At 67.3% G+C, this 24,974-nt stretch carries 23 protein-coding genes and 1 pseudogene; 16 read left to right on the top strand and 8 right to left on the bottom strand.

Annotated elements, in window-relative coordinates; genetic code table 11:
• Window positions 1-36: 36 nt before the first annotated feature.
• Entirely contained in the window at window positions 37-699 is a 663-nt protein-coding gene (locus JHW48_RS02245; RefSeq protein ID WP_119884869.1) for a pyrimidine 5'-nucleotidase, read from the top strand.
• Window positions 700-770: 71 nt separating this feature from the next.
• Window positions 771-1,970, top strand: coding sequence for a UbiH/UbiF family hydroxylase (locus tag JHW48_RS02240; protein WP_119884868.1), 1,200 nt, complete (start codon window positions 771-773; stop codon window positions 1,968-1,970).
• 61 nt (window positions 1,971-2,031) lie between these two features.
• Here JHW48_RS02240 and dapA read toward each other — a convergent pair whose 3' ends face one another.
• On the bottom strand, window positions 2,032-2,907 hold the full coding sequence (gene dapA, locus JHW48_RS02235) for a 4-hydroxy-tetrahydrodipicolinate synthase (protein ID WP_119884897.1): 876 nt from the start codon (window positions 2,905-2,907) through the stop codon (window positions 2,032-2,034).
• A gap of 123 nt (window positions 2,908-3,030) precedes the next feature.
• On the opposite strand from dapA, the gene JHW48_RS02230 reads away from it, so the two are divergent.
• Window positions 3,031-5,097, top strand: a complete 2,067-nt coding sequence (locus JHW48_RS02230) for a lytic transglycosylase domain-containing protein (protein WP_170152206.1) — start codon at window positions 3,031-3,033, stop codon at window positions 5,095-5,097.
• Here JHW48_RS02230 and JHW48_RS02225 read toward each other — a convergent pair.
• The 3 genes from JHW48_RS02225 to JHW48_RS02215 all read right to left on the bottom strand — a co-directional run bounded on the left by JHW48_RS02225 (window position 5,063) and on the right by JHW48_RS02215 (window position 7,871).
• Window positions 5,063-6,016 (bottom strand): DMT family transporter, encoded by a 954-nt coding sequence (locus JHW48_RS02225; protein WP_119884866.1) that lies wholly within the window; start codon window positions 6,014-6,016, stop codon window positions 5,063-5,065. The genes JHW48_RS02230 and JHW48_RS02225 overlap by 35 nt on opposite strands.
• 90 nt (window positions 6,017-6,106) lie before the next feature.
• Window positions 6,107-6,898 (bottom strand): inositol monophosphatase family protein, encoded by a 792-nt coding sequence (locus JHW48_RS02220; protein ID WP_119884865.1) that lies wholly within the window; start codon window positions 6,896-6,898, stop codon window positions 6,107-6,109.
• 58 nt (window positions 6,899-6,956) lie between these two features.
• Window positions 6,957-7,871 carry a LysR family transcriptional regulator gene (locus tag JHW48_RS02215; protein ID WP_119884864.1) on the bottom strand — a complete coding sequence of 305 codons (915 nt, stop codon included), beginning with the start codon at window positions 7,869-7,871 and terminating at the stop codon, window positions 6,957-6,959.
• Window positions 7,872-7,964: 93 nt separating this feature from the next.
• On the opposite strand from JHW48_RS02215, the gene metF reads away from it, so the two are divergent.
• Window positions 7,965-8,837 (top strand): methylenetetrahydrofolate reductase [NAD(P)H], encoded by an 873-nt coding sequence (metF, locus tag JHW48_RS02210; protein ID WP_119884863.1) that lies wholly within the window; start codon window positions 7,965-7,967, stop codon window positions 8,835-8,837.
• A 7-nt stretch (window positions 8,838-8,844) separates the two neighbouring features.
• Here metF and JHW48_RS02205 read toward each other — a convergent pair.
• A pseudogene (locus JHW48_RS02205) lies at window positions 8,845-9,861 on the bottom strand (DUF2235 domain-containing protein).
• A 90-nt stretch (window positions 9,862-9,951) separates the two neighbouring features.
• Complete coding sequence (locus JHW48_RS02200) at window positions 9,952-11,106, bottom strand: type III PLP-dependent enzyme (RefSeq protein ID WP_119884862.1); 1,155 nt, start codon at window positions 11,104-11,106, stop codon at window positions 9,952-9,954.
• Between the two features lie 162 nt (window positions 11,107-11,268).
• On the opposite strand from JHW48_RS02200, the gene JHW48_RS02195 reads away from it, so the two are divergent.
• The 12 genes from JHW48_RS02195 (at window position 11,269) to JHW48_RS02140 (ending at window position 24,267) form a co-directional block, all read left to right on the top strand.
• Entirely contained in the window at window positions 11,269-11,700 is a 432-nt protein-coding gene (locus JHW48_RS02195) for an Lrp/AsnC family transcriptional regulator (RefSeq protein ID WP_119884896.1), read from the top strand.
• A 57-nt stretch (window positions 11,701-11,757) separates the two neighbouring features.
• Complete coding sequence (locus JHW48_RS02190) at window positions 11,758-12,108, top strand: DUF1428 domain-containing protein (protein ID WP_119884861.1); 351 nt, start codon at window positions 11,758-11,760, stop codon at window positions 12,106-12,108.
• Window positions 12,109-12,166: 58 nt separating this feature from the next.
• Window positions 12,167-15,196: a valine--tRNA ligase gene (locus tag JHW48_RS02185; protein ID WP_119884860.1), complete on the top strand. Its 3,030-nt coding sequence runs from the start codon at window positions 12,167-12,169 to the stop codon at window positions 15,194-15,196.
• Between the two features lie 101 nt (window positions 15,197-15,297).
• The gene (pgsA, locus tag JHW48_RS02180) at window positions 15,298-15,930 is read left to right on the top strand and encodes a CDP-diacylglycerol--glycerol-3-phosphate 3-phosphatidyltransferase (protein WP_119884859.1); all 633 of its coding nucleotides are present in this window, start codon (window positions 15,298-15,300) and stop codon (window positions 15,928-15,930) included.
• Window positions 15,920-16,171: a MoaD/ThiS family protein gene (locus tag JHW48_RS02175; protein WP_119884858.1), complete on the top strand. Its 252-nt coding sequence runs from the start codon at window positions 15,920-15,922 to the stop codon at window positions 16,169-16,171. Before pgsA ends, JHW48_RS02175 begins: the two co-directional genes overlap by 11 nt.
• Window positions 16,171-16,605 (top strand): molybdenum cofactor biosynthesis protein MoaE, encoded by a 435-nt coding sequence (locus JHW48_RS02170; RefSeq protein WP_119884857.1) that lies wholly within the window; start codon window positions 16,171-16,173, stop codon window positions 16,603-16,605. The genes JHW48_RS02175 and JHW48_RS02170 overlap by 1 nt, the downstream gene beginning before the upstream one ends.
• A gap of 13 nt (window positions 16,606-16,618) precedes the next feature.
• Window positions 16,619-17,140, top strand: a complete 522-nt coding sequence (locus JHW48_RS02165; RefSeq protein WP_119884856.1) for a hypothetical protein — start codon at window positions 16,619-16,621, stop codon at window positions 17,138-17,140.
• 71 nt (window positions 17,141-17,211) lie between these two features.
• Window positions 17,212-18,582, top strand: coding sequence for a glutamate--cysteine ligase (locus JHW48_RS02160; RefSeq protein ID WP_119884855.1), 1,371 nt, complete (start codon window positions 17,212-17,214; stop codon window positions 18,580-18,582).
• 127 nt (window positions 18,583-18,709) lie between these two features.
• On the top strand, window positions 18,710-19,072 hold the full coding sequence (locus tag JHW48_RS02155; RefSeq protein ID WP_147388040.1) for a hypothetical protein: 363 nt from the start codon (window positions 18,710-18,712) through the stop codon (window positions 19,070-19,072).
• Window positions 19,073-19,340: 268 nt separating this feature from the next.
• Window positions 19,341-21,695: a phage/plasmid primase, P4 family gene (locus JHW48_RS02150; protein ID WP_272835718.1), complete on the top strand. Its 2,355-nt coding sequence runs from the start codon at window positions 19,341-19,343 to the stop codon at window positions 21,693-21,695.
• 384 nt (window positions 21,696-22,079) lie between these two features.
• A complete protein-coding gene (locus JHW48_RS02145; RefSeq protein ID WP_170152204.1) occupies window positions 22,080-22,526 on the top strand; it encodes a terminase small subunit in 447 nt (148 codons plus the stop codon).
• Window positions 22,516-24,267: a phage terminase large subunit family protein gene (locus JHW48_RS02140; protein WP_119884852.1), complete on the top strand. Its 1,752-nt coding sequence runs from the start codon at window positions 22,516-22,518 to the stop codon at window positions 24,265-24,267. Before JHW48_RS02145 ends, JHW48_RS02140 begins: the two co-directional genes overlap by 11 nt.
• Here the strand turns inward: JHW48_RS02140 and JHW48_RS02135 are convergent.
• Window positions 24,264-24,593, bottom strand: coding sequence for a hypothetical protein (locus JHW48_RS02135; RefSeq protein ID WP_147388039.1), 330 nt, complete (start codon window positions 24,591-24,593; stop codon window positions 24,264-24,266). The two genes, JHW48_RS02140 and JHW48_RS02135, sit on opposite strands and share 4 nt — an antisense overlap.
• Window positions 24,593-24,766: a hypothetical protein gene (locus JHW48_RS02130; protein ID WP_170152203.1), complete on the bottom strand. Its 174-nt coding sequence runs from the start codon at window positions 24,764-24,766 to the stop codon at window positions 24,593-24,595. The genes JHW48_RS02135 and JHW48_RS02130 overlap by 1 nt, the downstream gene beginning before the upstream one ends.
• Between the last annotated feature and the right edge of the window lie 208 nt (window positions 24,767-24,974).

Below are 24,974 nucleotides of genomic sequence, written 5' to 3'. Positions count from 1 at the left end.
ATTGCAAGCGGCCAGCGCGCAAGCTATGCCCGGGCCATGGATTTTTCGCATGTCACCGCCTGGATCTTCGATCTGGACAACACCCTCTATCCGCCCGAGGCGCAGCTTTTCGCGCAGATCGAGGTCCGGATGACCGCCTGGATGATGCGCGCGCTGGACGTGCCGCAGGATCACGCGAACCGCCTGCGCGCCGAATACTGGCGCCTGCACGGCACCACTTTGGCCGGGCTGATGGCCGAACATCAGGTCGATCCCGCGGCCTATCTGGCCGATGTGCATGACATCGACTTCTCGGTGCTGGAACCGGACCCGGACCTGGCTGCGGCCATCGCGGCCCTGCCGGGTCGGCGGATCATCCACACCAATGGCGATGCGGGTTACGCCCGCCGCGTGCTGGCCGCCCGCGCCCTGCCCGAGGACCTGTTCGACGCCGTCTATGGCATCGAGGAGGCGGGTTTTCACCCCAAGCCCGACCCCCGCGCCTATGCGCCGATCCTGGCCGCCTCCGGCATCGACCCCGCCCGGGCCGCCTTCTTCGAGGATGACCCGCGCAACCTGATCGTGCCGCACGACCTGGGCATGTGTACCGTGCTGGTGGGCGACGGCCGCCACGGGCCCGACGCACTGACGGGTGGGGTCGGCCCCCATGTCCAGCACCGCACCCATGACCTGACCGGTTTCCTGCGCGCGCTGGTCTGACTGCGACAGCGCCGCCCCTTTCCCCCGCCCGCGCGGCGGGGCAGTCTGGGCGCACACCGAAAGGGCATGCCATGACCGACACGCGCATCGACGACATCGACATCCTGATCTCGGGCGGCGGGCTGGCCGGGCTGATCGCCGCCTGCGCCTTCGGGGCCGAGGGGTTCTCGGTCCTCTGCGTCGACCCCGCCCCCCCGGTGACCGAGGAGGACGCGGCAGGCGCCGACCTGCGCTCCACCGCCTTCCTGACGCCGTCCGTCGCGCTTTTCGAACGCATCGGGTTGTGGGAGGCCCTCGCCCCCCACGCCACCGCCCTGCAGGTCATGCGCATCGTCGATGCGGGCGGCACGGCGCCCACCCCCCGCCTGACCCGCGATTTCGACGCGGCCGAGATCGGCGACCAGCCCTTCGGCTGGAACCTGCCCAACTGGCTGATGCGGCGCGAGCTGATGGCGCGCATCCACGCCCTGCCCTCGGTCCGGGTGATCCACGGCACCGGTACGGCGACGGTCCTGGCCCGATCCGAAGGGGCGGTGGTGACCCTGACCGACGGCCGCCGCCTGCGCGCCCGCCTGCTGATCGGCGCGGATGGGCGCGATTCGGCGGTCCGGCGCGCCTTGGGCATCGGGGTGCGCACCTGGCGCTACGGGCAAAAGGCGCTAGCCTTCGCGGTCACGCATGACCAGCCCCATCACAACGTCTCGACCGAGGTGCATCGCGCGGGCGGGCCCTTCACGCTGGTTCCCCTGCCCGACCGCGACGGCAGGCCCGGATCGGCCGTGGTCTGGATGGATGACGCCGCAGCCATCGACGCGTTGACGGCCCTGTCCGCCCCCGCCTTCGAGGCGGCGCTGAACGACCGCTCGGCAGGCGTCCTCGGCCATCTGCGCCCGGCAACGCGGCTGACCGCATGGCCGATCATCAGCCAGATCGCCCACCGCTTCACCGGCCCCCGCACCGCACTGATCGCCGAGGCCGCCCATGTCCTGCCCCCCATCGGCGCGCAGGGCCTGAACATGAGCCTCGCGGACCTCTCGGCGCTGCTGGATCTCAGCCGCGCCGATGCGGGCAGCGCCGAGAGCCTGGCGCGCTACGACCGCAGCCGCCGCCCCGAGGCGATGGCGCGCATCCTGGGCATCGACGCGCTGAACCGCGCCAGCCAGCTGCGCCTGCGCCCGCTGCGCGACCTGCGGGCGGCGGCGCTCGGCGGGCTGTATGCGGTGACGCCGGTGCGGCGGCTGATGATGCGCGCGGGCCTGGGCGCGCGCTGACCACCCACAGACCGACAAGGGGGGTGCGGGGGGCTGGCCCCCCGCCGTCGCGGGACGCAACTCAGGTCAGGCCGGCATGCTCCAACGCCGCGTCGATCAGGCGGCGCGTCGGCTCGGTCAGCGGCGTCAGCGGCAGGCGCACGCGCTCGTCGCACATGCCCAGGCGCGACAGCGCGTATTTCGCGCCCACCAGCCCCGGCTCGACGAAGATCGCCAGATGCAGCGGCATCAGCCGGTCCTGGATCGCCAAGGCCGCCGCGTAATCGCCCCGCAGCGTCGCCTCCTGCAGATCCGCGCAGAGCCGCGGCGCCACATTCGCCGTCACGCTGATGCAGCCCACCCCGCCATGGGCGTTGAAGCCCAGGGCCGTCGCATCCTCGCCCGACAGCTGGATGAAATCCGCCCCGCAGGTCATGCGCTGACAGCTCACCCGCTCCAGCTTGCCGGTCGCGTCCTTGACCCCGATGATCGAGGGGATCTGCGCCAGAACCCCCATCGTCTCGGGCATCATGTCCACGACCGACCGGCCCGGGATGTTGTAGATGATGATCGGCAGGTCGCAGGCATCCGTCAGCGCGGTGTAATGCGCGATCAGCCCCGCCTGCGTCGGCTTGTTGTAATAGGGCGTGACGACCAGCCCCGCATCCGCGCCCACGCTGGCCGCATGCTGCAGCAGGCCGATCCCCTCGCGGGTCGAATTCGACCCCGCCCCCGCGATCACCGGCACGCGGCCGTCCACGGCGCGCACGACCTCCTCGATGACGGTGCGGTGCTCCTCATGGGTCAGGGTCGGGCTTTCGCCGGTGGTGCCCACGGGCACGATGGCGTGGCTGCCTTGGTCGATCTGCCATTCGACCAGCTTCTTCAGCGTGTCCAGATCCAGCGCGCCGTTCGGAGTGAACGGCGTGACGAGGGCTGGCATCGACCCTTTGAACATGACACGCTCCATGATGATCCTTGGTGAATGGCGGCAATTCCGGCGCCCTCACTATCCTTGGCCGGCGAACTTGCCAAGGTTGTGTATTGCACCGGACCGCCATGGCGGCGACACAGGGCGGTGATGCGACTTCTGCGTGACATGATGACCGCGGGCCTGCTGCTGGCCCTTCCCCTGGCAACCCCGGCCCGGTCCGAGGATCCCGGCGCGATGGCGCTGGCCCTGGCCGCGACCCAGGCCCGCGATTGGGTGACCGCCCGCGACGCGGCCCTGCGCGCGGGCCCCTTGGGCGAAAGCCTGGTCGCATGGCACGCCCTGCGCGCGGGCCATGGCGATTTCGCCGATTACGCCGATTTCCTGCGCGCCCATCCCGACTGGCCCGGCCTCGATCTGCTGATCCAGCGGGCCGAGGCCAAGCTGCGCCCCGGCGCGGATCCCGACGACATCCGCCTGTTCTATGACGGCCGCGCCCCCGCCACCCGCCAAGGCCTGGAGGCGCTGGCCGCCCTGCTGCCCCAGCCCGAGGCCCGGGCCGCCCGCCAGACCTTCTTCCTGACCCGCCCGCTGGAGGCCGCGGACGAGGCCGCCCTGCTGGCCGCCCATCCCGACCTGGCCGCGCTGATCCCCGACCGGGTCACCGCCATGCTGGACCGGCGCGAATGGGCCCAGGCCGAACGCCTGCTGGACCGGCTGGAGGAACCCGCCCGCGCCCTGCCCCGCGCCCGCATCGCGCTGCAGGCCGGGCGCGAGGGCGTGGACGGCCTGATCCTGGCCCTGCCCGATGATCAGCGTGCCGATCCGGGCCTGGCCATGGACCGCTTCGACTGGCGCGTCGGCGCCCGCCAGCACGAGGGCGCCCAGGCCCTGCTGCTGGAGGCGTCGACCGATGCCGAGGCGCTGCGCGATCCGGCCCGGTGGGCCTCGATGCGGGTCGATTACGTGCGGCTGGCGATGCGCAACGGCGATTGGGACCGGGCGCTGCGCCTGGCCCATCCGCATTTCCTGACCCCCGACAACCGCCACTACGCCGATCTGGAATGGCTGGCCGGGTGGGCCGCCCTGCGCACCGGTGATGCAAACCGGGCGCTGGATCATTTCAGCCATCTGGAAACCGTCGTCGGTTCGGCGATCAGCCTGTCGCGCGCCCATTACTGGCAGGGCCGCGCGCATGAGGCCTTGGGCCGCGACGACCGCGCCCGCACGGCCTATGGCGCCGCTGCCGACATGCCGGGCACCTATTACGGCCAGCTGGCGATGGGCAAGCTGGGCCGCACCCTGCCGCCCGACTACGCGGTGGCCGATCAGGCCATCGACACGCTGCCCGACTGGCGCGGCAGCGACCTGCGGGGCGACGGGCTCTTTCGCGCCGCGCTGTGGCTGGTCGCCAGCGGCCGGCGCGACGATGCGCAGCGCTTTCTGCTGCATCTGGCGCAATCCGCCACGCCCGAGGACATCGCCCGCATGTCGCGCCTGATGTACGAGGCAGGCACCCCCTGGCACGGCCTGCGCCTGGCCAAGCAATCCGCGAACCAGGGCGTCATCTGGCCCGTCGCGCATTTCCCCCTGACCGGGTTGGAACGCGAGGATCTGGGCCCGCCGCCGGAGCTGGTCATGGCCATCGCGCGGCAGGAATCGGAATTCAACCACACAGCCTCCAGCCCGGTCGGCGCGCAGGGTCTGATGCAGGTCATGCCGGGCACGGCCGAGCAGGTCGCGCGCCAGCTGCGCATCCCCTATGACCTGGGGCGGCTGTCCAGCGACGCGGCCTATAACGCGCGGATCGGGGCGCAGTATCTGACCGACCTGGCCGACCGCTTCGGGCCGTCGGTCGCGCTGATCGCGGCGGGCTACAATGCCGGGCCCGGGCGTCCGGCGCGCTGGCTGGGCGATTTCGGGGATCTGCGCCGCGATGCCGATCCCGTGGACTGGGTCGAGCTGATCCCCTTCGACGAGACCCGCAACTACGTCATGCGCGTGGCCGAGGCCCTGCCCATCTATCGCGCCCGCATCCATGGCAAGCCCGCCCCGGTGGTGACCCGGTGGGACCTGTCGGGGGGCGGTCAGGTGCCGCCGCCGCCCGCGCGGCTGACCCTGGCCCTGTCGGCGCGGCCGGTGCCCAAGCCCTTCATCGGGCCGCGCCTGCCCGATGACTGGTTCACGACGACCGCCGCCGCTGTCGCCACAGAGTGAACAGCCCCGCCCCCACCACGATCGCGCAGCCGATCACCACATTGCCGCGCAGCCGTTCGTCGAACAGCCAGACGCCCAGGATGCTGACCCAGACCAGCTGGGTATAGGCGAAGGGCTGCAGGGCGGATGCCTCGGCCAGCTCGTAGCTGCGGATCATCAGGTAATGCGAGGTCATCCCGCAGATGCAGAGCAAGCCCATCCAGACCCAGTCCCGCGGCGCCAGCCACTGCCAGTCCCAGATCCCCACCAGCGTGATCGCCACCGCCCCCGCGATGCCCGTCCAGAAGAAGCTGACCATGGACGGGTCGTCCCGCGACACATGCCGCGTCAGCAAGCCGTAAAGCGCAAACAGCAGCGCCGCCCCCAAGGGCAGCAGCGCGGTGACGCTGGCCACGCCCGCGCCGGGATCCAGGATCACGATGATGCCGCAAAAGCCGATTGCGATGGCCGTCCAGCGCCGCCAGCCGACATGTTCGCCCAGGACCGGCCCCGACAGGGCCGCGACCAGCAGCGGATAGACGGCAAAGACGGCATGGGTCTCGATCAGGCCGAGGCGCACGAAGGCCTCGACCATCAGCAGCACCTCCAGCGCCAGGATGACACCGCGGGCGATCTGGGTCAGCGGGCGGCGGGTGCGGATCGCGCGGCGCAGCCCGCCGGGCTGGCGCGCCACCAGCACGATCACGAAGCCCGCAAAGACCCAGTAGCGGATCATCACGATCAGCACCGGCGGGTAATCGCCCCCCAGCAGCCGCGAGAACACGTCCTGGAAGGCGAAGATCAGGCTGACCAGGCACATCAGCCCGATGGCCAGCCCCGTGCGGTCGCGCGCGGGCGTCGGGGTGCCGGGCGGCAGCGGCGGCGGCGCGGCCACCGCGGCCGATGCGACATAGGGGGGCTGGGTGCGGTCGTCGGACATGGGCGCGCCTTTCGGATCGCGCCCCTGTTGCGCCCGCCCCGACGCGGCGTCAAGCGCGATTGCGCATCATGCAACCCCGCGTGGCGCCAATCAGTCGCGGCTGCGGATGATCTTGGCAAAGGGCTCCATCAGGGTCGGGTTCGCGGCGATGATGCGCCCCGATTCCAGCGGGTCGTCGCCCTCGCGGATGCCGTGGACGAAGCCCCCGGCCTCGCGCACCATCAGGATGCCCGCGGCCACGTCCCAGGATTTCGTGCCGCGTTCCCAATATCCATCAAAGCGCCCGCCCGCCACATAAGCCAGGTTCAGCGCCGCCGAGCCAAAGCCCCGCACCCCCGCCGCGACCGGCATCAGCTGGGCCAGGTCCTGGATCATCGCGGGCAGCGGCCCGGTGCCCGCATGGGGGATACCCGTGGCAAAGACCGAATCGGCGAGCCGCGTGCGCCCCGAGACGCGCAGGCGCTGGTCGTTCATGAAGGCGCCGCCGCCTTTTTCGGCGACGAACAGCTCGTCCTTGGCGGCGTCGAAGATGACGGCGGCCACGATCTCGCCCTTGTGTTCCAGCGCGATGCTGACCGCCCAATGCGGCAGGCCGTGCAGAAAGTTGGTGGTCCCGTCCAAGGGATCGACCAGCCAGCGGCGGGTGGGGTCGTCGCCCTCATCCGTGCCGGTCTCCTCTCCGACCCAGCCATAGCTGGGGCGGGCGGTCATCAGCTCCTCCTTGATCAGGCGTTCGGCCTCGCGGTCGGCGCGGGTGACGAAATCGCCCGCACCCTTGACGCTGACCTGCAGGTTCTCGACCTCGCGGAAATCCTTGACGAGGCCGCGCCCGGCCTTGCGGGCGGCCTTGATCATGACATTCAGATTGGCGCTTGCCATCACATGCTCCGGGAATAGGGGTTGGGCGCGTCATAGGGCAGGCGCGCCGGAAAGCCAAGCATCAGGCGGCGGCACCGCGCAGCATGCGCAGAGGCTCGGTCCGCGACAGGCGCAGCACATGGGCCATGTAGGGCTGGGACAGGTCGTCCGAGCGCACCGCGGCATAAAGCCTGCGCCGGATCCCCTGCGGACCCAAGGGCAGCAGGGCCAGTTCGGGGTTCGCCGCCTCGCGCCGCAGCACCCAATCGGGCATGACCGCCACCCCGCGCCCGGAGGCCACCAGCATGACCGCCACGGCGGTCAGCTCGACCGTGCGCTGGCGGGCGGGTTCCACCCCGGCAGGGGTCAGGAACTGGCTGAAGACATCCAGCCGCGCGCGGTCCATCGGATAGGTGATCAGCGTCTGGTCGGCCAGATCGGCGGGGTCGGCATGGCCCTTGGCGACCAGCGGATGATCCGCGGGCACGACCAGCGTGGGGGCGTAATCGAACAGCGGCTGGAAGGTCACGCCCGCCAGATCCTCGGGGTCCGAGGAGATCACCAGGTCCACCTCCTCGCGCAGCAGGGCGGGCAGCGCGCCGAAGGCCAGGCGCTGGCGGATGTCTACGTCCACATCCGGCCAGGCGCGGCGAAAGATGTCCAGCACCGGCAGCAGCCAGTCGAAGCAGGCATGGCATTCCATCGCGATATGCAGCCGCCCGATGCGACCGGCCTCGACGCCCTTGAACTCGGCCTCGGTGGCGGCGACCAAGGGCAGGACCTGTTCGGCCAGGCGCAGCAGACGCATCCCCGCCGCCGACAGGCGCATCGGCTTGGCGCGGCGCACGAACAGCGCGGTCCCCGCCTGTTCCTCCAGCGCCTTGACCTGATGGGACAGCGCGCTTTGCGTGATGTTCAGCACCTCGGCCGCGCGGGCGAGGCCCCCCTGTTCGTGGATCGCGTGGACGGTGCGCAGATGCCGCAATTCCAGATGCATGATGAGCGGAACTCAGGTTGATGTTGAGGATTATGAATTTGTCTCACGCCGCGCCGCATGGCACAAGGCCCCCCGAGAGTGAAAGGAACCGCCATGCCCGCCCCCAAGGTCAGCTTCGAATTCTTCCCGCCCAAGACGCTGGAGGCCTCGTTCAAGCTGTGGGAGACGGCGCGCGCGCTGGCGCCCCTGGATCCGGATTTCGTGTCCGTCACCTATGGCGCGGGCGGCACCACCCGCCAGCTGACCCATGAGGCCGTGACCACGATCAACCGCCAGTTCGGTCTGCAGGTCGCGGCCCACCTGACCTGCGTCGAGGCCACCCGCGCCGAGACGATGGAGATCGTGCAATCCTATGCCGATGCCGGCATCCGCGAGATCGTGGCCCTGCGCGGCGACGCGCCCAAGGGGGCCGACCGCTTCACCCCCCATGCCGAGGGCTTCGCCAATTCGGTCGAGCTGATCGAGGCGATCGCGGCGCGCGGCGACATGACCATCCGCTGCGGCGCCTATCCCGAACCCCATCCCGACAGCGGCGACGAGGCCGCCGACGTGACCTGGCTGAAGCGCAAGCTGGATGCCGGGGCGACCAGCGCCATCACCCAGTTCTTCTTCGAGCCCGACACCTTCTTCCGGTTCCGCGACCGCTGCGCGGCGGCGGGGATCGACGCGCCCGTCATCCCCGGCATCCTGCCGGTCCAGAGCTGGGCGGGCACGAAACGCTTTGCCGCGACCTGCAACACCACCGTGCCGGACTGGGCCGAGGACGCCTTTGCCGCCGCCACGCTGGAGGGACCGGAGGCGGTGCGCGCCGTGGCCACGGGCCTCTGCGTCGATCTGTGCGAAAGCCTGATCGCGGGCGGGGTCGATCAGCTGCATTTCTACACGCTGAACCGCCCCGAGCTGACCCGCGACGTCTGCGCCGCCCTGGGTGTGCGCCCCAAGCCGGGGCTGGAGGCCGTGGCCTGACGCCCGATCAGGCGTGATCGGGCCGGGCCCGCCTGAAGGCCCGACCCCGCGCCGCCCGATGCGGCGCCAGCCCCCCCGTCAGCAGCGCCGGCCCCGGATAGGGCTGGGGCACGGTGGGATGCAGCGCCTCGCTGTCGAACCGGCCCGCCAGCCGGGGCGCGCGCGCCAGAAAGGCCTTGCCCCAGTTCCGCCAGCTGCCGATGGATGGCGCGGTCGGGTCGCAGGGAAACAGGTCGCGCCAATCCGCAGGCAAGGGCAGCGCCACCGATTCGGCCCGGTCCAGCATCCAGACCAGCGGGATATTGGCCAAGGGCCGCGCGAATTCGAACCCCGACAACTGCCCGCCGATATCGGGATGGGCGCCCCGGAACCACATCTGCTGGACCCGCCCCGCGCTGTGATCGTCATCCCAGAGCAGCGGCGCAAAGACGGCCCGTGTCTCGTCCAGGGCCAGGGCCTGGAACCCGTGTTACACCCCCTGGCCCAGATGCGCGTCATGGAACCGGAAACGCGGCTCGGTCAGCATCCACAGGATCGGCAGCCGCAGCCCCAAGGCCATGACCGTGTCGAAGCAGCCCAGCATGCGGATCGGCGCCGCCGCATGGCAGCGCCGCCTGCGGAACGCGCCCAGGGCCTGGGCCGTCCCGCCCTCGGAATAATATCGCCAGGCCAGGCGGATATGACGCTCCGTCGCGGCATCGGCCCGCAACAGGCCGATCCGCCCGATCATCCCCGCAAGGCTGCGCACCGCAAAGGCCCCCCGGGAATAGCCCATCATGAAGATCCGGTCGCCGGGATGATAGCCGCTGGCCAGCCAGCCATAGGCCTCGGTGATGCGCGATTCCAGGATGCGGCCCATGATCAGGTCCGGAAGGGTGCGCCAGCGCGCCCATTGCTGGCCCATTCCGTAATGGATGCGGATGCGCCCCGGCGGCATCGCCCCCAGCTGGCCCGTCAGCAGCCGGTGGATGCGCCCGATCGAGCTGCGCCGCCCATCGGCCAGCGAGGCGAAGGTGCCGTCCATCAGCACGACATGGGTGGTGGGCGGCCGAATCGACATCATGCCCCCAAGCCTAGCATAGGGGCATGAGCGAATGGTTACGCCCGGACGGGGTCAGGACAGGCTCATCACCGTGGCATGGGTCATCGCGCCAAAGCCGTTGAACCGGGTGTTCGTGACGGTGGAATAGGCGCCCGCGCCGTGGAAGATGACGTAATCCCCCTCGGCGATGTCGCCGGGCAGCGACATCTCGCCCGGCAGGCGGTCCACCGAATCGCAAGTCGGGCCGAAGATCACGCGCCCGCCCAGATCGCCGCCGCGCGGGCGGCCCTCGGGGTCCAGCACCTCGACCCGGTCGATATTGCCGATGATCGGCAGCTCGGCCAGACCGCCATAGACCCCGTCATTCAGGAACACATGTCCGCCGTCGCGCACGCCCTTGACGCGGGTGATCAGCGCATAGGCATCGGCCACCAGCCCGCGGCCCGGCTCGCAGACCAGGGCGGGGGCGTCGTCGCCGAACATCTCGGTCACGGTGTCGCCGATCTCCTGAAAGATCGAGGCCAGGTCGGGTTCGACCCCCACCACGCGATGCGAGGGGAACCCCCCGCCCACGTTCAGACGCACCGCAGGCACGCCCGCCATGTCGCAGATGTCCTTGGACACGCGGATATAGCTTTCCCATGCGATCGGGTCGGTGCATTGCGTGCCCGGATGGAAGGTCAGCGAGGGCACATAGCCGCGCCGCGCGACCTCGGCCAACAGCTCGGCCGCCAGTTCGGGCGTCGCGCCGAATTTCGACCCGAAATCATAGGCCGCGCCCAGCACCGGCAGCTTGAAGCGGGGCGAGATCTCGACCCCCTGCCCGTCCACCTCGGTCGGCACCTGATCGAACAGCTTCTCCAGCTCGGACCGGCTGTCCACGGACCAGGCGCGGATCTTCTGGGCGACGGCATGGGCGATTTCGGACCGCGCGCGGACCGGGTTGTGGTAATGGCGCGCGGCATGGGGCGCCATGCGGCCGATCAGGTCGATCTCGAAAGGGGATGCCACGTCGAAACCCTCGATCCCGGCGGCGACCAGGTTCTGGATCACCACCTCCTCGGGGTTGGATTTCACGGCATAGGTGACAAGGCCCGGAAAGCCCGCGATGAACTGACGGGCGCGGTCCTGCAGCACCGTCGGCGCAAAGACCATGACCGGATGTTCCGGGGCCAGATGTCGGATGACCTCGGCCGGATTGTCCCAGACGGTCTTGTGCTGTCCCATCGATGTTCCTTTCGTCAGGGCTGATGCGGGGGCCAGGCAGGCCCAACCAAGATGGCGCTTTTGGGTTCCGATTTCACCGATGAAAAGGGTAGAATCGCGCGTGATGCCGGTTATTATGCCGGGAATGATGTCATTTTGACGAAATCCTCAGGCGGGCACCCCTTGGACGATCTGGACCGTTCCATCCTGGCGCAGCTGTCGGGCGATGCGCGCATGTCGGTGGCGGTCCTGGCCCGCCGGCTGCGCGTCGCCCGTTCGACCGTGCAGGCGCGGTTGGAGCGGCTGGAAACCTCGGGCGCGATCGCCGGATACACCCTGCGCCTGGGCGAGGCCGCCCGCACCGCGCGCATCCGCGCCACCGTCCTGTTGGTCATCGAGCCGCGCGCCCAGCCCGCCGTGCTGACGCGGCTGAAGGTCATCCCCCAGGTCGAACGCGTCCACACGACCAGCGGCCGGGTGGACCTGCTGATCCAGCTGGCCGCGGATTCCACCAGCGACCTGGACGACACGCTGGACCGCATTGGCGGCATCGAGGGCGTGCGGTCCTCGGAAAGCCTGATCCACCTGTCGACGAAACTGGACCGGGCGGTCTGATCGGGCTTGATCCGAATCCGCGACGGGCAGACAGTCCGTCGCAGAAGGAGGATCGCCATGACCTATTATTCCGGCTTCGTCGCCGCCGTGCCCGCCGACCGGCGCGACGCCTATATCGCCCATGCCAAGGCGTCCTGGCCCATGTTCAAGCGCCACGGCGCGCTGCGCATGGTCGAGGGCTGGGGCGAGGATGTCCCCCACGGCACCCGCACCGACTTCTATCGCGCGACCGAGGCGCAGGAGGGCGAGGTGCCCGTCTTTTCCTGGATCGAATGGCCCGACCGCGCCACCGCCGACGCGGCCTGGACCGCGATGATGGCCGAGGACCACCCCGAGATGGGCGAGATGCCCTTTGACGGCGCGCGCATGTTCTGGGGCGGCTTCGCGCCGATTCTGGACCTGTCCTGACGGGCTTGGCCTTTCGCCCTGCATTCGCTAATCCCGTCGCAACAGATGGGGTGACGCGATGACGATGGACAAGAGCTTTGACGCACAGGCCGCCGAGGCCCGGATCAGCGCCGAATGGGAACGGACGAACGCCTTCGCCGCCGGGGCCAATGCCCGGCGGGCGGAAACCTTCACCGTGATGATCCCGCCCCCCAACGTCACCGGCAGCCTGCATATCGGCCACGCGCTGAACAACACGCTGCAGGACATCCTGGTCCGCTGGCACCGGATGCGCGGCTTCGACACGCTGTGGCAGCCGGGTCAGGATCATGCGGGCATCGCCACCCAGATGGTCGTGGAACGCCAGATGGCCGCGCGCGGAGAGCCGGGCCGGCGCGAGATCGGGCGAGAGGCCTTCACCGCCAAGATCTGGGACTGGAAGCGGGAATCCGGCGACACGATCATCAACCAGCTGAAGCGCCTCGGCGCCAGCGCGGACTGGTCGCGCAACGCCTTCACCATGTCCGGCGCCCCCGGCGCGCCTGCGGGCGAGGAGGGCAATTTCCACGACGCGGTGATCCGGGTCTTCGTGGATCTCTATGACAAGGGCATCATCTATCGCGGCAAGCGGCTGGTGAACTGGGACCCGCATTTCGAGACCGCGATCAGCGATCTGGAGGTCGAGAACCGCGAGGTTCCCGGCCATATGTGGCATTTCAAGTATCCGCTGGCCGGCGGCGAGACCTATGAATATGTCGAACGCGACGAAGACGGCCGCGTGACCCTGCGCGAGACGCGCGACTATATTTCCATCGCCACGACCCGCCCCGAGACCATGCTGGGCGACGGCGCGGTGGCCGTGCATCCGTCCGACGAACGCTATGCCCCCATCGTCGGCAAGCTGGTCGAGATCCCGGTCGGCCCCAAGGAACACCGCCGCCTGATCCCGATCATCACCGACGAATACCCGGACCCCGATTTCGGCTCGGGCGCGGTCAAGATCACCGGCGCGCATGATTTCAACGACTATGGCGTGGCGATGCGCAACAACATCCCGCTCTATACGCTGATGGACGGCAAGGCGCAGATGCGCGCCGACGGGCTGTCCTATGCCGACAGCGCCGCCATCGCGACCCGCGCCGCCCAGGGCGAGGATGTGGGCGACGTCTCCGCCGTGAACCTGGTCCCCGAGGATCTGCGCGGCCTGGACCGGCTGGAGGCCCGCAAGCGCGTGATCGAGCAGGTCACGTCCGAGGGCCTGGCCGTCACCTATCTGCACAAGGAGATCGAGCCCGAAACCGGCGCCGAGCACATGGAGCGCCGCCCGGTCGTCGAGGCCAAGCCCATCATGCAGCCCTTCGGCGACCGCTCCGGCGTGGTGATCGAGCCGATGCTGACCGACCAGTGGTTCGTCGACACCAAGCGCATCGTCGAGCCCGCGCTGGAGGCCGTGCGCTCGGGCCGGACCCGGATCCTGCCCGATCAGCACCGCAAGGTCTATTACAACTGGCTGGAGAATATCGAGCCCTGGACCATCAGCCGCCAGCTCTGGTGGGGCCACCAGATCCCGGTCTGGTATGGGCCGGCGCTCAAGAAGGATCAATCGTCAAAGCTTGTTGGAGTCTCTTATGCGGTCGCCGACCGAAAGATGTTCTGCGCGCCTTCCAAAGACGAAGCTTTAAAGCTCGCTGAAAGCTATTATGGGCAAAGCGTAACTGAGTTTGAAACCGGCAATGCTGCGATGGCCGAAGCAAAAGAGGCATTCGGCACTGATGCACTATTACAGATTAACGACAGGGGACTTGAGAGCATTCCAGTATTTCGCGACCCCGACGTCCTCGACACCTGGTTCAGCTCGGGCCTGTGGCCGATCGGAACGCTCGGCTGGCCCGAGCCGACCGAGGAACTGAAGAAGTATTTCCCGACCGACGTGCTGGTCACGGGCTTCGACATCATCTTCTTCTGGGTGGCCCGAATGATGATGATGCAGCTGGAGGTCGTAGGCGACGTGCCCTTCAAGACCGTCTATGTCCACGGACTGGTGCGCGACGAGAAGGGCGCCAAGATGTCCAAGTCCAAGGGCAATGTCATCGACCCGCTGACGCTGGTGGACGCCTATGGCGCGGATGCGCTGCGATTCACGCTGACCAGCATGGCGGCGATGGGGCGCGACCCCAAGCTGGGGCCGAAGCATGTCGAGGTGAACCGCAACTTCGTCACCAAGATCTGGAACGCCACCCGCTTTGCCGAGATTTACGGCGTGCGCGGCGGCGGCGCGCGGCCCCAGCCAGCCCATACCGTCAACCGCTGGATCATCGGAGAGACGGCACGCATCCTGATGGCGACTGACGAGGCGCTGGCCGGGTATCGGTTCAACGACGCGGCGGGCGGGCTCTATGCCTTTGTCTGGGGCAAGGTCTGCGACTGGTATGTGGAATTCGCAAAGCCCCTGTTCGACGGCGAACATGCGGATGAGACCCGGGCCACGATGGGCTGGGTGCTGGACCAGTGCTTTGCCATGCTGCACCCGATCATGCCCTTCGTGACCGAGGAGCTGTGGTCCCTGACCGCGGACCGCGATCGCATGCTGGTCCATGGCGACTGGCCGGAACTGGGCGCCGATCTGATCGACGCCGATGCGGACCGCCAGATGAACTGGGTCATCGCGCTGATCGAGGCGGTGCGCTCGGCCCGCGCGCAGATGGGCGTTCCGGCGGGGGCCAAGCTGGACCTGATCGTGACCGAGGCGGACGCTGCCGCCCGCGCGGCGCTGGCCGCCAACGGCCCGCTGATCGAGCGTCTGGCGCGTGTCAACGCGCCCGCGGACGGCACGGCGGGCAAGGGGATGATCGCCGTGTCGGTGCAGGGGGCGTCCTTCGCCCTGCCCATCGGCGACGTGATCGACGCGGCGGCCGAGACCGCGCGCCTGGAGAAGGCGCGGGGCAAGACCGTCAAGGATGCCGAGGGGCTGCGCAAGCGCCTTTCCAACCCCAAATTCGTCGAGAATGCCGAAGCCGAGGTCATCGAGGAGACCCAGGCCAAGCTGGCGGCGCTGGACGACGACATCGCCCGGCTGGAGGCCGCGCTGGCCCAGCTGGCGGCGATGTGATGCGCTCCCCCGCCCGCAGGGGCGGGGGTTTTCGCCGCAGGGACGGGGCGGGCCGCGCCTTGCCTCTTTCCAAGCGCGGCGCTTGGCACTAGCGTGCGGCCATGCGCTGGACCCTGCCCAATATCCTGACCCTTCTGCGTCTGCTGGCGGCCCCCGGGGTCCCGCTGATGTTTCTCTATTTCCAGCGGCCTTGGGCCGATTGGGCGGCGCTGACGCTGTTTCTGCTGGCGGCGGTGACCGACTGGTTCGACGGCTATCTGGCGCGGGCCTGGAAACAGGAAAGCCGCTTCGGCGCGGCGATGGACCCGATCGCGGACAAGGCGATGGTGGTCATCGCGCTGGTCGTCATCACCGGCTATTCGGGGATGAACCCCTGGCTGATCCTGCCCGTCACGGTCATCCTGTTCCGCGAGGTCTTCGTGTCGGGCCTGCGCGAATTCCTGGGCGACAAGGCGCGGCTGCTGGCGGTCACGCGGATGGCCAAGTGGAAGACCACGCTGCAGATGGTCGCGATATCGGTGCTGTTCCTGTCCACGGGCCTGGCCTTCGTGGAACATGGCCGCCCGCCCCGGGTGGGCGAGGCCGGGCTGATCTGGTCGGGCAGCCTGGCGGCCTGGGCCACCTATGCGGGGCTGGTGCTGATCTGGGCGGCGGCGGTGCTGACGGCCTGGACGGGCTGGGACTACTTCGTCAAGGCCATGCCGCATCTGAGGGACAACCGCCGTGACGCGTGAGATCCTCTATTTCGCATGGCTGCGCGAACGCATCGGCCTGCCGCGCGAGACGGTCGACAGCGACGCCGCCACCCCACGCGCGCTGATCGCGGAACTGGCCGCCCGGTCGGACGGGCATGCGGCGGCCTTCGACGACATCGCCGCGCTGCGCTGCGCGCTGGACCAGGTCCTGGCGGATCTGGACGCCCCCTTGGGCGATGCGCGCGAGGTCGCGTTCTTTCCGCCGATGACGGGCGGCTGATGGCGGCGCGGCTGACCGACCTGCCCTTCGACCCCGCCCATCAGCTGGCGGGCTTCGGCGCGGGCGCGGGGGCGGTCGTGACCTTCACCGGGCTGGTGCGCGACGATACCGGCCGGATGGCCGCGCTGGAGATCGAGCATTACCCCGGCATGACCGAACGGGCGATGACCGATCACGGCATGACCGCCGCGGCGCGGTTCCGGCTGGTCGACTGGATGATCCTGCATCGCCACGGCCGGATCGAGGTCGGCCAGCCGATCATGATGGTCGCCACCGCCGCCCGCCACCGCCGCGCGGCCTTCGACGCGGCCGATTACCTGATGGACTGGCTGAAATCCCGCGCCCCCTTCTGGAAGCGCGAGATCGGGCGTGACGGCCAGGCCGCATGGGTCGCAGCCAAGCCCGAGGACGAGGACGCCCTGTCGCGATGGTAGGCGCCCCGCCCCGATGAGCCGCCCCCCGCTGATCCGCCCCGAGATCCGGCGCTGGCTGGGCGTGCATGCGGAACTGCTGTCCTTCGGCGGTGTGCTGCTGGCCGGTCTGTGGCTGTCCATGCGCGGCGGCTGGATCCTGGCCGTGCTGGGCGGCGTGCTGGCCTTGGGCGGCGCGGTCCTGGCCGTGGGGGCCTGGCGGCGCCTGCCCTTCCGCCGCACCGTCGCCGCCGAAGGCCTGGTCGAGATCGTCGAGGGCGCCATCCGCTATTACGGCGCCCATGCCCCGGGCGCCGAACTGCCCCTGCGCGACCTGGCCGAGATCCGGCTGATGCGGGTCCAGGGCCGTGCCCATTGGCGGCTGCGCAGCGTTTCCGGCGAGGCTTTGCTGGTCCCCGTCGATGCCGCGGGCGCGGCGGGGCTGGCCGACGCCTTCACGGCCCTGCCCGGTCTGGAGCTGGGCCGCGTCTCGGCCGCGCTCTCGGCGGTGGCCGATGGGGACGGGGCGATGCGCACCGTTTGGCTGAGGCGCGGCTGAGGCGGCTTGACTTGGCCGCGCGGCATTGCCACCTGTGGCCGACCGAAGATCACCGAAAGGCCCCCGATCCCATGTCAATTCCCCAGCAGGGCGGTGGCCCGATCGAGCATCGCGACCAGCTTGCCGCCTATATCGCCAGTGGGGAAAAGCCCAAGGACCAGTGGCGCATCGGCACCGAACACGAAAAGTTCGGCTATGACGATGCGGGCCGGATGCCCCTGCCCTATGAGGGGCCCGTCTCGATCACCGCGATGCTGGAGGGGCTGCGCGACCGCTTCAACTGGACCCCCGTGCTGGAGGCCGGCAAGCTGATCGGGCTGGAACGCGACGGCGCCAATGTCAGCCTGGAGCCCGGCGGCCAGCTGGAACTGTCCGGCGCGCCCTTGGAGACGATCCACCAGACCTGCGACGAGGTGAACAGCCATCTGGCCGAGGTCGAGGCCGTGGCGGCCTATATCGGCGCGGGCTTCATCGGCCTGGGCGCCGCGCCTCTCTGGGGTCAGGACGACATGCCGATGATGCCCAAGGGGCGCTATCGGCTGATGACCGATTATATGGGCCGGGTCGGCACGCTCGGCACCCAGATGATGTATCGGACCTGCACCGTGCAGGTGAACCTGGATTTCGCATCCGAGGCCGACATGGTCCAGAAGCTGCGCGTCGCCTTGGCGCTGCAGCCGGTGGCGACCGCGCTGTTTGCCAACTCGCCCTTTCTCGACGGCAAGCCCAACGGGATGAAATCCTGGCGCGCGCATATCTGGCAGAACCTGGATGCGGCGCGGACGGGCATGCTGCCCTTCGTCTTCGAGGAGGGTTTCGGCTACGAGGCCTGGGTGGATTACGTTTTGGATGTGCCGATGTATTTCGTCTATCGCGACGGGAAATACATCGACGCCTTGGGTCAGAGCTTCCGCGATTTCCTGCAGGGCCGCCTGCCCGCCCTGCCGGGCGAGGTGCCGACCCTGTCGGATTGGGCCGATCACATGACCACCGTCTTTCCCGAGGCCCGCGTCAAGAAATACATCGAGATGCGCGGCGCCGATGGCGGCCCGTGGCGGCGTCTCTGCGCGCTGCCCGCCCTGTGGGTCGGGCTAACCTATGACCAGGGCGCGCTGGATGCGGCTTGGGATCTGGTCAAGGGCTGGGACGCCGAGACGCGCGACGCGCTGCGCATCGCCGCGGGCCGCGACGGGCTGCAGGCCCGGGCCGGGGACCTGCGGATGCACGATCTGGCGCGCGAGGTCCTGGCGATCGCGGAATCCGGCCTGAAGGCGCGGGCGCGGCCCGGCAATGACGGGCTGGTCCCCGACGAGACGCATTTCCTCAACGCGCTGAAGGAAAGCGTCGACAGCGGCAAGACCCCCGCCGACGAACTGCTGGAGAAGTATCGCGGCCCATGGGCGGGCGATCTGTCCCGCATCTATGACGAATATTCCTACTGACCCCATGCACCCAAGCACGCGAGTGTGAGCGTCGCGCATCGGGCAGACCCTTGATCCGCGCCCGCCCCGGTGGCAGGCCACCTGCGGCAAGCAGTCGACAACAAGGGGCAGTCAGGTGCGCGGTGACGTGATGAAATGGGTCGGCCGAATGGTCGCGATGGTCTTTGGCCTGGGGGTTCTGGCGCTGATCGGGGCGCTGGCCGTGCTGATCGGGCGGTCGGACGGGGTGCCGCCGCTGCCGGTCTTTGGCGGGCTGCTGGCCTTGGTGATTCTGATCCTGCTGGCCGGGGCCTGCCTTGCGCTGATCTCGCTGGCGGTCAGCGCGCGGCGCGCCCTGCGCCTGCTGGAACAGGGCGCCCCCGAGGCCGTGCCCATGGACGAGGCCGAACCCGCCCCGATGCAGGGCCCGCCCTTCTCGCCCTACGGCCTGGCCGAGGTCGCGGCACCGCGTCCGGCCCGTCCGGGACGCGTCCTGGTCGCGGAACGCTGACCGCCGCGGCGATCGGCCCGGGCAACCGGGCCGACAAACACAAGCCAGACGCATAACGCCGCCTGCGCCGCGTCCGGTCCATCATTTTATCGAAGGATTACAGTGGTGAGCCCAACAGGAGTAAGCGAATCAAGGAAAGCCAATGGCTTAGCTTGTCTCTTTTCCCGCGAAGCATCCGCTGAATTTCATAGTCTTTTTTCCGATACGTCTAACGCTTGCGGGGCCTCATATATGAGGAAACCCCATGGAAAGACCGAACCCGTACGACTTGACCGACCTTCTGGCAGAAGCGCCAAAAGATAACGCCGCCCCGGCTGGACCCCGGAACGGCGTTGAAGAAGCGGCGGCTAGGAAAATCGCCTTTTGCAACGATAGCGCAATGGACGCCGCCAAACAAGACTGGGCTGCGATCGATGCGGCGCGGCTGTGGGTTGCTTGGCGAGAAGACGACCGGAACGGCAAGCCGAACAAAACGCCCTATTGTGGCGCGCAGCGGATGGCCCGACCGAATTCCCCCGACACTTGGTTGACCCGCGCGGCTGCCCAGAAGGTCGCGGCATCCTTGCTGCAGGGCGACCAAAAGGGCGGCGTGGGGCTGATGCTGGGCAGCCATGCCGGCGACCTGCTGGGCGGCGTGGATCTGGACTCCTGCTATGACCCGGCGACTGCCGCGCTGGAGCCTTGGGCGGCCGAGGTGATCGAACGGTTTGCGTCCTATGCCGAGATCAGCCCAAGCGGCGCGGGCGTGAAGGTGTTCTTTCGGTTCAGCCCGGACGATCTGGAACCGCTGCGCGCCATCATGGGCACCCAGCACACCAAAAGCTGGTCGCGGGGCACCCACACCGAAATCGCGCTGCATCTGGGCAATCGCTATTTTACCTTTACCGGGCAGCACCTCGACCGCACACCTGCCACGATGCGCCCGGTTGATCGTGACGCGCTGACATGGCTGATCGAAGACGCCGGCCCGCGCTTCAAAGGCACCGCTGTTGCAGCCGTGACGACCAAGGACGAGTCGCGCTCTGGTCGCGCCTTTCGCGTGGCGGGGGAATGCAAGCGGGCTGGGCTGTCGCTTGATGGTTTCCGCGACACGCTGTTGCGTGACCCCGATCTTTCAGACTGGGCAAGCGATGCCCGGCAGGTGGAAAGGGCGTGGCAGCGCGCCGGGGGCCTCACCATCGACGCAAGCGACTTTGACGACCTACCGGAACTGGCAGAGACGATCGAAGGCTTCCCGATGACGGAAGACGGAGTCGCCCGCGCCTTTGCCGCCGCCCATGCGGATCGTTTGCGCTTCTGCCATTCGTCCGGCCGCTGGCATGTCTGGACCGGCACCCATTGGCGCAAGGAAGAAACGAAGCTTGCATTCAACTGGGCCCGCGAGATTTGCCGCGCCCGGTCCGCATCCGATCCTCTGTCATCGGCAGCTAAGGCACTGGCAAAGGCCGCAACCGCTGCCGCCGTGGAACGCTTCGCCCAAGCTGATCGCGCCTTTGCCGTGACAGCTGACGCGTGGGACTCAGATCATTGGCTGCTAGGCACGCCAGGCGGCACGATCGACCTGCGCACGGGGGAACTGCGCCCCGCACGGCAGACCGACATGATCACCAAAGTGACCGCGGCCGCGCCAGTCTCGCCCGATCGATTCGACCCGTCGCGCGATTGCCCGCGGTGGCTAGCGTTCCTGGAGCAAGCGACCGGCGGCGATGCCGATGCAATCCGATTCCTGCAGCAGTGGGCGGGCTACAGCCTGACAGGCGATACGCGGGAAGAGGCTCTGTTGTTCGTCCACGGTATCGGCGGATCCGGCAAGTCGACAGCAATCAATACGCTGGGCGCGCTGATGGGCGATTATGCCGTGGCGGTGGATACCGAGACGATCACCGCCCAGCGGCACGCGCGACACAGCACAGAGATTGCCCGGCTACATGGTGCCCGCATGGCCTATGCTAGCGAAACCGAAGCCGGCCGCGCTTGGGCCGAAAACAGGATCAAGCAGCTGACCGGCGGTGATGTCATGACGGCGCGCTTCATGCGGCAGGATGACTTTTCATTCAAGCCGCAACTGAAGCTAGTGATCGTCGGAAACAATAAGCCGGCCTTCAGCAATGTAGACGGGGCGATCAAGCGTCGATTCAATGTGATGCCATTCGATCGGAAGCCTAAGACGCCAGACTTTGGCTTGAAACTGGCGCTAGAGGCAGAGTTGCCGGGCATCTTGGCATGGGCTGTGCTGGGCTGCCTCGACTGGCAGAAAAACGGCCTGCTGCGCCCTGCCGTGATGATCGAGACGACAGAAGAGTACTTCGCGGAACAGGACACGTTCAGCAATTGGCTGACCGATCGGTGCGAAACTGGCGCGCGCTTCGCGGCCACCACGGAAGATCTATTTGAGTCGTGGTCATGGTACGCGCGGCAGAATGGTGATGAGCCTGGGAACAAGCGCGGCGACTTCCCCCAGCGGATGCGGGAGCGTGGTTTCGTGCCAGTCAATCGAGCCGCAGGGATACGCGGCCGAGGGTGGAAAGGGCTTCGCCTGATCCCATCGCGGCACGACTTCGACGATCTGCCGCCCGCTGATGATGTGACTCAGCAGGAGGCTGAAAGATGCCTAACCCATTGAAAGCGACAGGCCAGTGCCTGAGTGAGTCACATCACGTCACATCGCTTCCGTATATGCCCCACGTGTGCGCGTGCGCGTGTGTAAGAGCGTCATACGGAACTGATGTGACCAGATGTGACTCCGTGACTCGATTGATCCTATCGCATCCCACTCGGGTCCTTCCCCCTGCCGCCCTGCCGCGGGGGGCTCCGACCGCAACAAAAGACGCTTTGCAGAATTTTTCAGACATGAAGGGCCAGCCCGATGCATCCTGATCGACCTGACCCCTATTCGCTGGACGCCCTGCTGGGGCTGGATGACCTGTCGCCGCTACCTGTGCCGCCCTCGACCCCGGTTCAGCCGTCAGCGGACAAAATAGAAACTGGGAGCGCTATCCCAGGTGCCATGACTCAAGCGGAGATCGCCGCTTTCCTGAACTTGGCCACCTCACAGGTCCGAACAAAAACGATCGACGGGATTCTGGTCAAGGCAGGTCGCGCCCGCTGGGACGTGCGACGATCGACTGCCGGTTACATCGCACGGCTTCAGCAGCATGCATCGCGCGCCGGGCGGCCGCCTGATGGGGGCGACGATCTGAAGGCGGAAAAGCTGCGACTGACACGGGCCCAAGCGGACAAGGAAGAAACCCGCGTCAGGCGTGAGGCTGGCGAACTTGTGGAGGCGGCCGCGGTGACGCGGGAATGGTCCAACCTGCTGCGCGACGTGCGCAACGCACTGCTGGCGGTGCCGTCCCGCTGTGGCGCGGCCCTGCCGCATCTGACGGCAACCGACATTGCGACGCTGGATCGCGAGATCAGGAAAGCGCTGGAGGGCTTGGCCGATGGGAATTGAGATGGTGCGCCAGGCGGCGCTTCAGGCGCTGCGCCCGCCAGCCAACGTGCCGCTGGCAGAGTGGATCGAGTCAACGGTTCGCATTCCGGCCAGCGCGTCCGCCCTACCTGGGCGCATGGACCTTTGGCCCTTCCAGCGCGGCTGGTGCGACGCCATCGAAGATCCCGAGATCGAACGGCTTACGATCGTAAAGGGAGCTCGGATCGGTTACACGCAATGGCTGTCTGCGACGATCGCCAGTTTTGTGGCCAATTCGCCTGCGCCGATCATAGCGCTGCAGCCTACTGCGGATGACGCCAGAGACTATTCGGTTGAGCTGGAGTCCATGTTCGAGGCATCGCCCGCCCTGCGTGGGTTGCTGTCCGACGATGCAGACGAAGCCGGACGCAGCACGATGCTGGCGCGGCGCTTTCCGGGCGGCAGCCTGAAGTTTCTGGCAGCCAAATCACCGCGGAACCTGCGTCGGCATACGACACGATTCTTAGCCATGGATGAAATTGACGGCTACGAGTCCACCCAAGAAGGCGACCCGATCAAGCTGGCCGAAATGCGGACCCAAACCTTTCGCGATCGCAAGATCCTGGCAGGCTCGACCCCTATCTTCGACTTTGGGCCGATTACCCGCATGTATGGCGAGTCGGATCAGCGGATCTATGAGGTGCCTTGCCCAGAGTGCGGCGGCTTCCATGAGATCGAATGGGCGCAGATCAGCTGGCCCGATGGGGAACCCGACAAGGCTGCATGGACCTGCCCCGGATGCGGCTGTGTGATCGAAGAGAAGCACAAGCCCGCCATGGTGACATCTGGGCGCTGGAGTGCAACGGCGCCCCAGGTGAAAGGGCATGCAGGCTTCCGGATCAACTGCCTTATCAGCCCGCACCATAACGCACGGTGGGGGAAGCTGGCGGCTGAATTCTTGCAGGCAAAGCGGAGCCCCGAGACGCTGCAGCCGTTCGTCAACACCATCCTGGGGCAGCCTTGGAAGACGGAAGGCGAGGATCTGGACGAACACGAGCTTTTCAACCGTCGCGAACCCTTTGGGCTGGACCGGCTGCCGCCTGGGGTGTTGTGGATCACCGCAGGGGTCGACTGTCAGGATGATCGGATCGAGATCGTCTTGATGGGCCACACAGAGACGGATTGGCTAATCCTTGATCATCGCTGCATCTTCGGGCCGATCGACGGGGAAGCGGTCTGGCAGGATCTGGACTCGCTGTTGCGGGAGACGTGGCAGCATCCGAACGGCGGGACAATTCGTATCGATGCCTGCGCGGTGGACTCTGGCGATGGCGGGCACTTGGACAGCGTGATGGGCTTTTGCAAGCCGCGCTTCGGGCGTCGCGTGGTGCCGATCAAGGGCGTCGCAGGATTCAGCCGCCCACTGCTGGTAAAGTCGGGCAATCAGCACCTTTGGCTGGTCGGGTCGGATGCGGCGAAGTCGCAGCTGTTCGCGCGAGTCAGTCGAAACCAGGGCATTCGGTTTTCGGACGACCTGGCGCCGATCTATTTTGAGCAATTGGCCAGTGAGCGGCGCGTGGTAAGGTATGTTCGCGGCAAGCCGGAGGCACGGTTTGAGAGGATCAAGGGCAAGCGGGCTGAAACGCTGGACGCTTCTGTCTACGCGCTTGCCGTGCGGCAACTGATCGGGCAGCGTATAGATCTGCGCGCGGCTGAATTGGCTAGCGCGGCAGCACCAAAGGCACCGCCGCGAGTGATTAAAAGCCAATGGCTGGGAGGCTAATGCCGTAAATCGCTTTCAACTATATATGAGAAATGTTCGAAATTTGATGAATTAAGGTCATCAGATACGCTGTCGCGATCAATACGCAGGGCAGCAAGAACCGCTGCCTTCATCCCATGTAACTTCTGTTCAAAATAGTCGATCCCTACATGGGGTGCGGATGGATCTTGCTTCATCAACCAGTCGTGCTGTGTCTCATACAGATCACCACAAATCGTTTCTACTTCATTATGGAGTTGAGCAATTTCATCCTGCGTCGGTTTATTACTTATGCCCGTCCACATGATTGCCTTTAAACGGGCAATCTTTTCGTCCGTTTCGCTCATCACGCCACCCGTGCTGCAACGGCAAACAAGAACCCCGCTCCGAACCCCGTTTCATCTACTGAAGCTTTCCGGATGGCCTGGACCAACTTTGGCGCGTCCTCTGTCTGTTGATATTCTTGGATTGCGTAGGCAGCTTGGTCGCGGCCTGCTGCACATTGTTCGTCGTATGTCATCGCTGATTCCTTTTGCTGGTAGAATCAGGATGACATACCTTATCTAATTGATCCACAACTCTTATTAAGTGGTTCTCACGGCAAAAGTGACATGTGATTATGGAGATTTAGCCTCAACCCAGCGCCTTGTTGCTAAATCAAATCGTTCTACGACAACCCAACGCTTTGGGCCTATGTGATCCTCAGTTTTAAACCACTGACCGTGGCT

This window comes from Paracoccus aestuarii, from assembly GCF_028553885.1.
In the GTDB taxonomy this organism is placed as follows: Bacteria; Pseudomonadota; Alphaproteobacteria; order Rhodobacterales; family Rhodobacteraceae; genus Paracoccus; species Paracoccus aestuarii.
This window is presented reverse-complemented; position numbering and strand designations above follow the sequence as displayed.

Bases quoted from the DNA above. Each gene is read 5' to 3' on its own strand.
- JHW48_RS02190 (WP_119884861.1), top strand. From the start codon at position 11,758: ATGACCTATTATTCCGGCTTCGTCGCCGCCGTGCCCGCCGACCGGCGC.
- JHW48_RS02135 (WP_147388039.1), bottom strand. From the start codon at position 24,593: ATGAGCGAAACGGACGAAAAGATTGCCCGTTTAAAGGCAATCATGTGG.
- JHW48_RS02215 (WP_119884864.1), bottom strand. From the start codon at position 7,871: ATGCATCTGGAATTGCGGCATCTGCGCACCGTCCACGCGATCCACGAA.
- JHW48_RS02130 (WP_170152203.1), bottom strand. From the start codon at position 24,766: ATGACATACGACGAACAATGTGCAGCAGGCCGCGACCAAGCTGCCTAC.
- JHW48_RS02145 (WP_170152204.1), top strand. From the start codon at position 22,080: ATGACTCAAGCGGAGATCGCCGCTTTCCTGAACTTGGCCACCTCACAG.
- JHW48_RS02230 (WP_170152206.1), top strand. From the start codon at position 3,031: ATGCGACTTCTGCGTGACATGATGACCGCGGGCCTGCTGCTGGCCCTT.
- metF (WP_119884863.1), top strand. From the start codon at position 7,965: ATGCCCGCCCCCAAGGTCAGCTTCGAATTCTTCCCGCCCAAGACGCTG.
- JHW48_RS02165 (WP_119884856.1), top strand. From the start codon at position 16,619: ATGAGCCGCCCCCCGCTGATCCGCCCCGAGATCCGGCGCTGGCTGGGC.
- JHW48_RS02240 (WP_119884868.1), top strand. From the start codon at position 771: ATGACCGACACGCGCATCGACGACATCGACATCCTGATCTCGGGCGGC.
- JHW48_RS02245 (WP_119884869.1), top strand. From the start codon at position 37: ATGGATTTTTCGCATGTCACCGCCTGGATCTTCGATCTGGACAACACC.
- JHW48_RS02140 (WP_119884852.1), top strand. From the start codon at position 22,516: ATGGGAATTGAGATGGTGCGCCAGGCGGCGCTTCAGGCGCTGCGCCCG.
- pgsA (WP_119884859.1), top strand. From the start codon at position 15,298: ATGCGCTGGACCCTGCCCAATATCCTGACCCTTCTGCGTCTGCTGGCG.
- JHW48_RS02200 (WP_119884862.1), bottom strand. From the start codon at position 11,106: ATGGGACAGCACAAGACCGTCTGGGACAATCCGGCCGAGGTCATCCGA.
- dapA (WP_119884897.1), bottom strand. From the start codon at position 2,907: ATGTTCAAAGGGTCGATGCCAGCCCTCGTCACGCCGTTCACTCCGAAC.
- JHW48_RS02185 (WP_119884860.1), top strand. From the start codon at position 12,167: ATGACGATGGACAAGAGCTTTGACGCACAGGCCGCCGAGGCCCGGATC.
- JHW48_RS02170 (WP_119884857.1), top strand. From the start codon at position 16,171: ATGGCGGCGCGGCTGACCGACCTGCCCTTCGACCCCGCCCATCAGCTG.
- JHW48_RS02225 (WP_119884866.1), bottom strand. From the start codon at position 6,016: ATGTCCGACGACCGCACCCAGCCCCCCTATGTCGCATCGGCCGCGGTG.
- JHW48_RS02160 (WP_119884855.1), top strand. From the start codon at position 17,212: ATGTCAATTCCCCAGCAGGGCGGTGGCCCGATCGAGCATCGCGACCAG.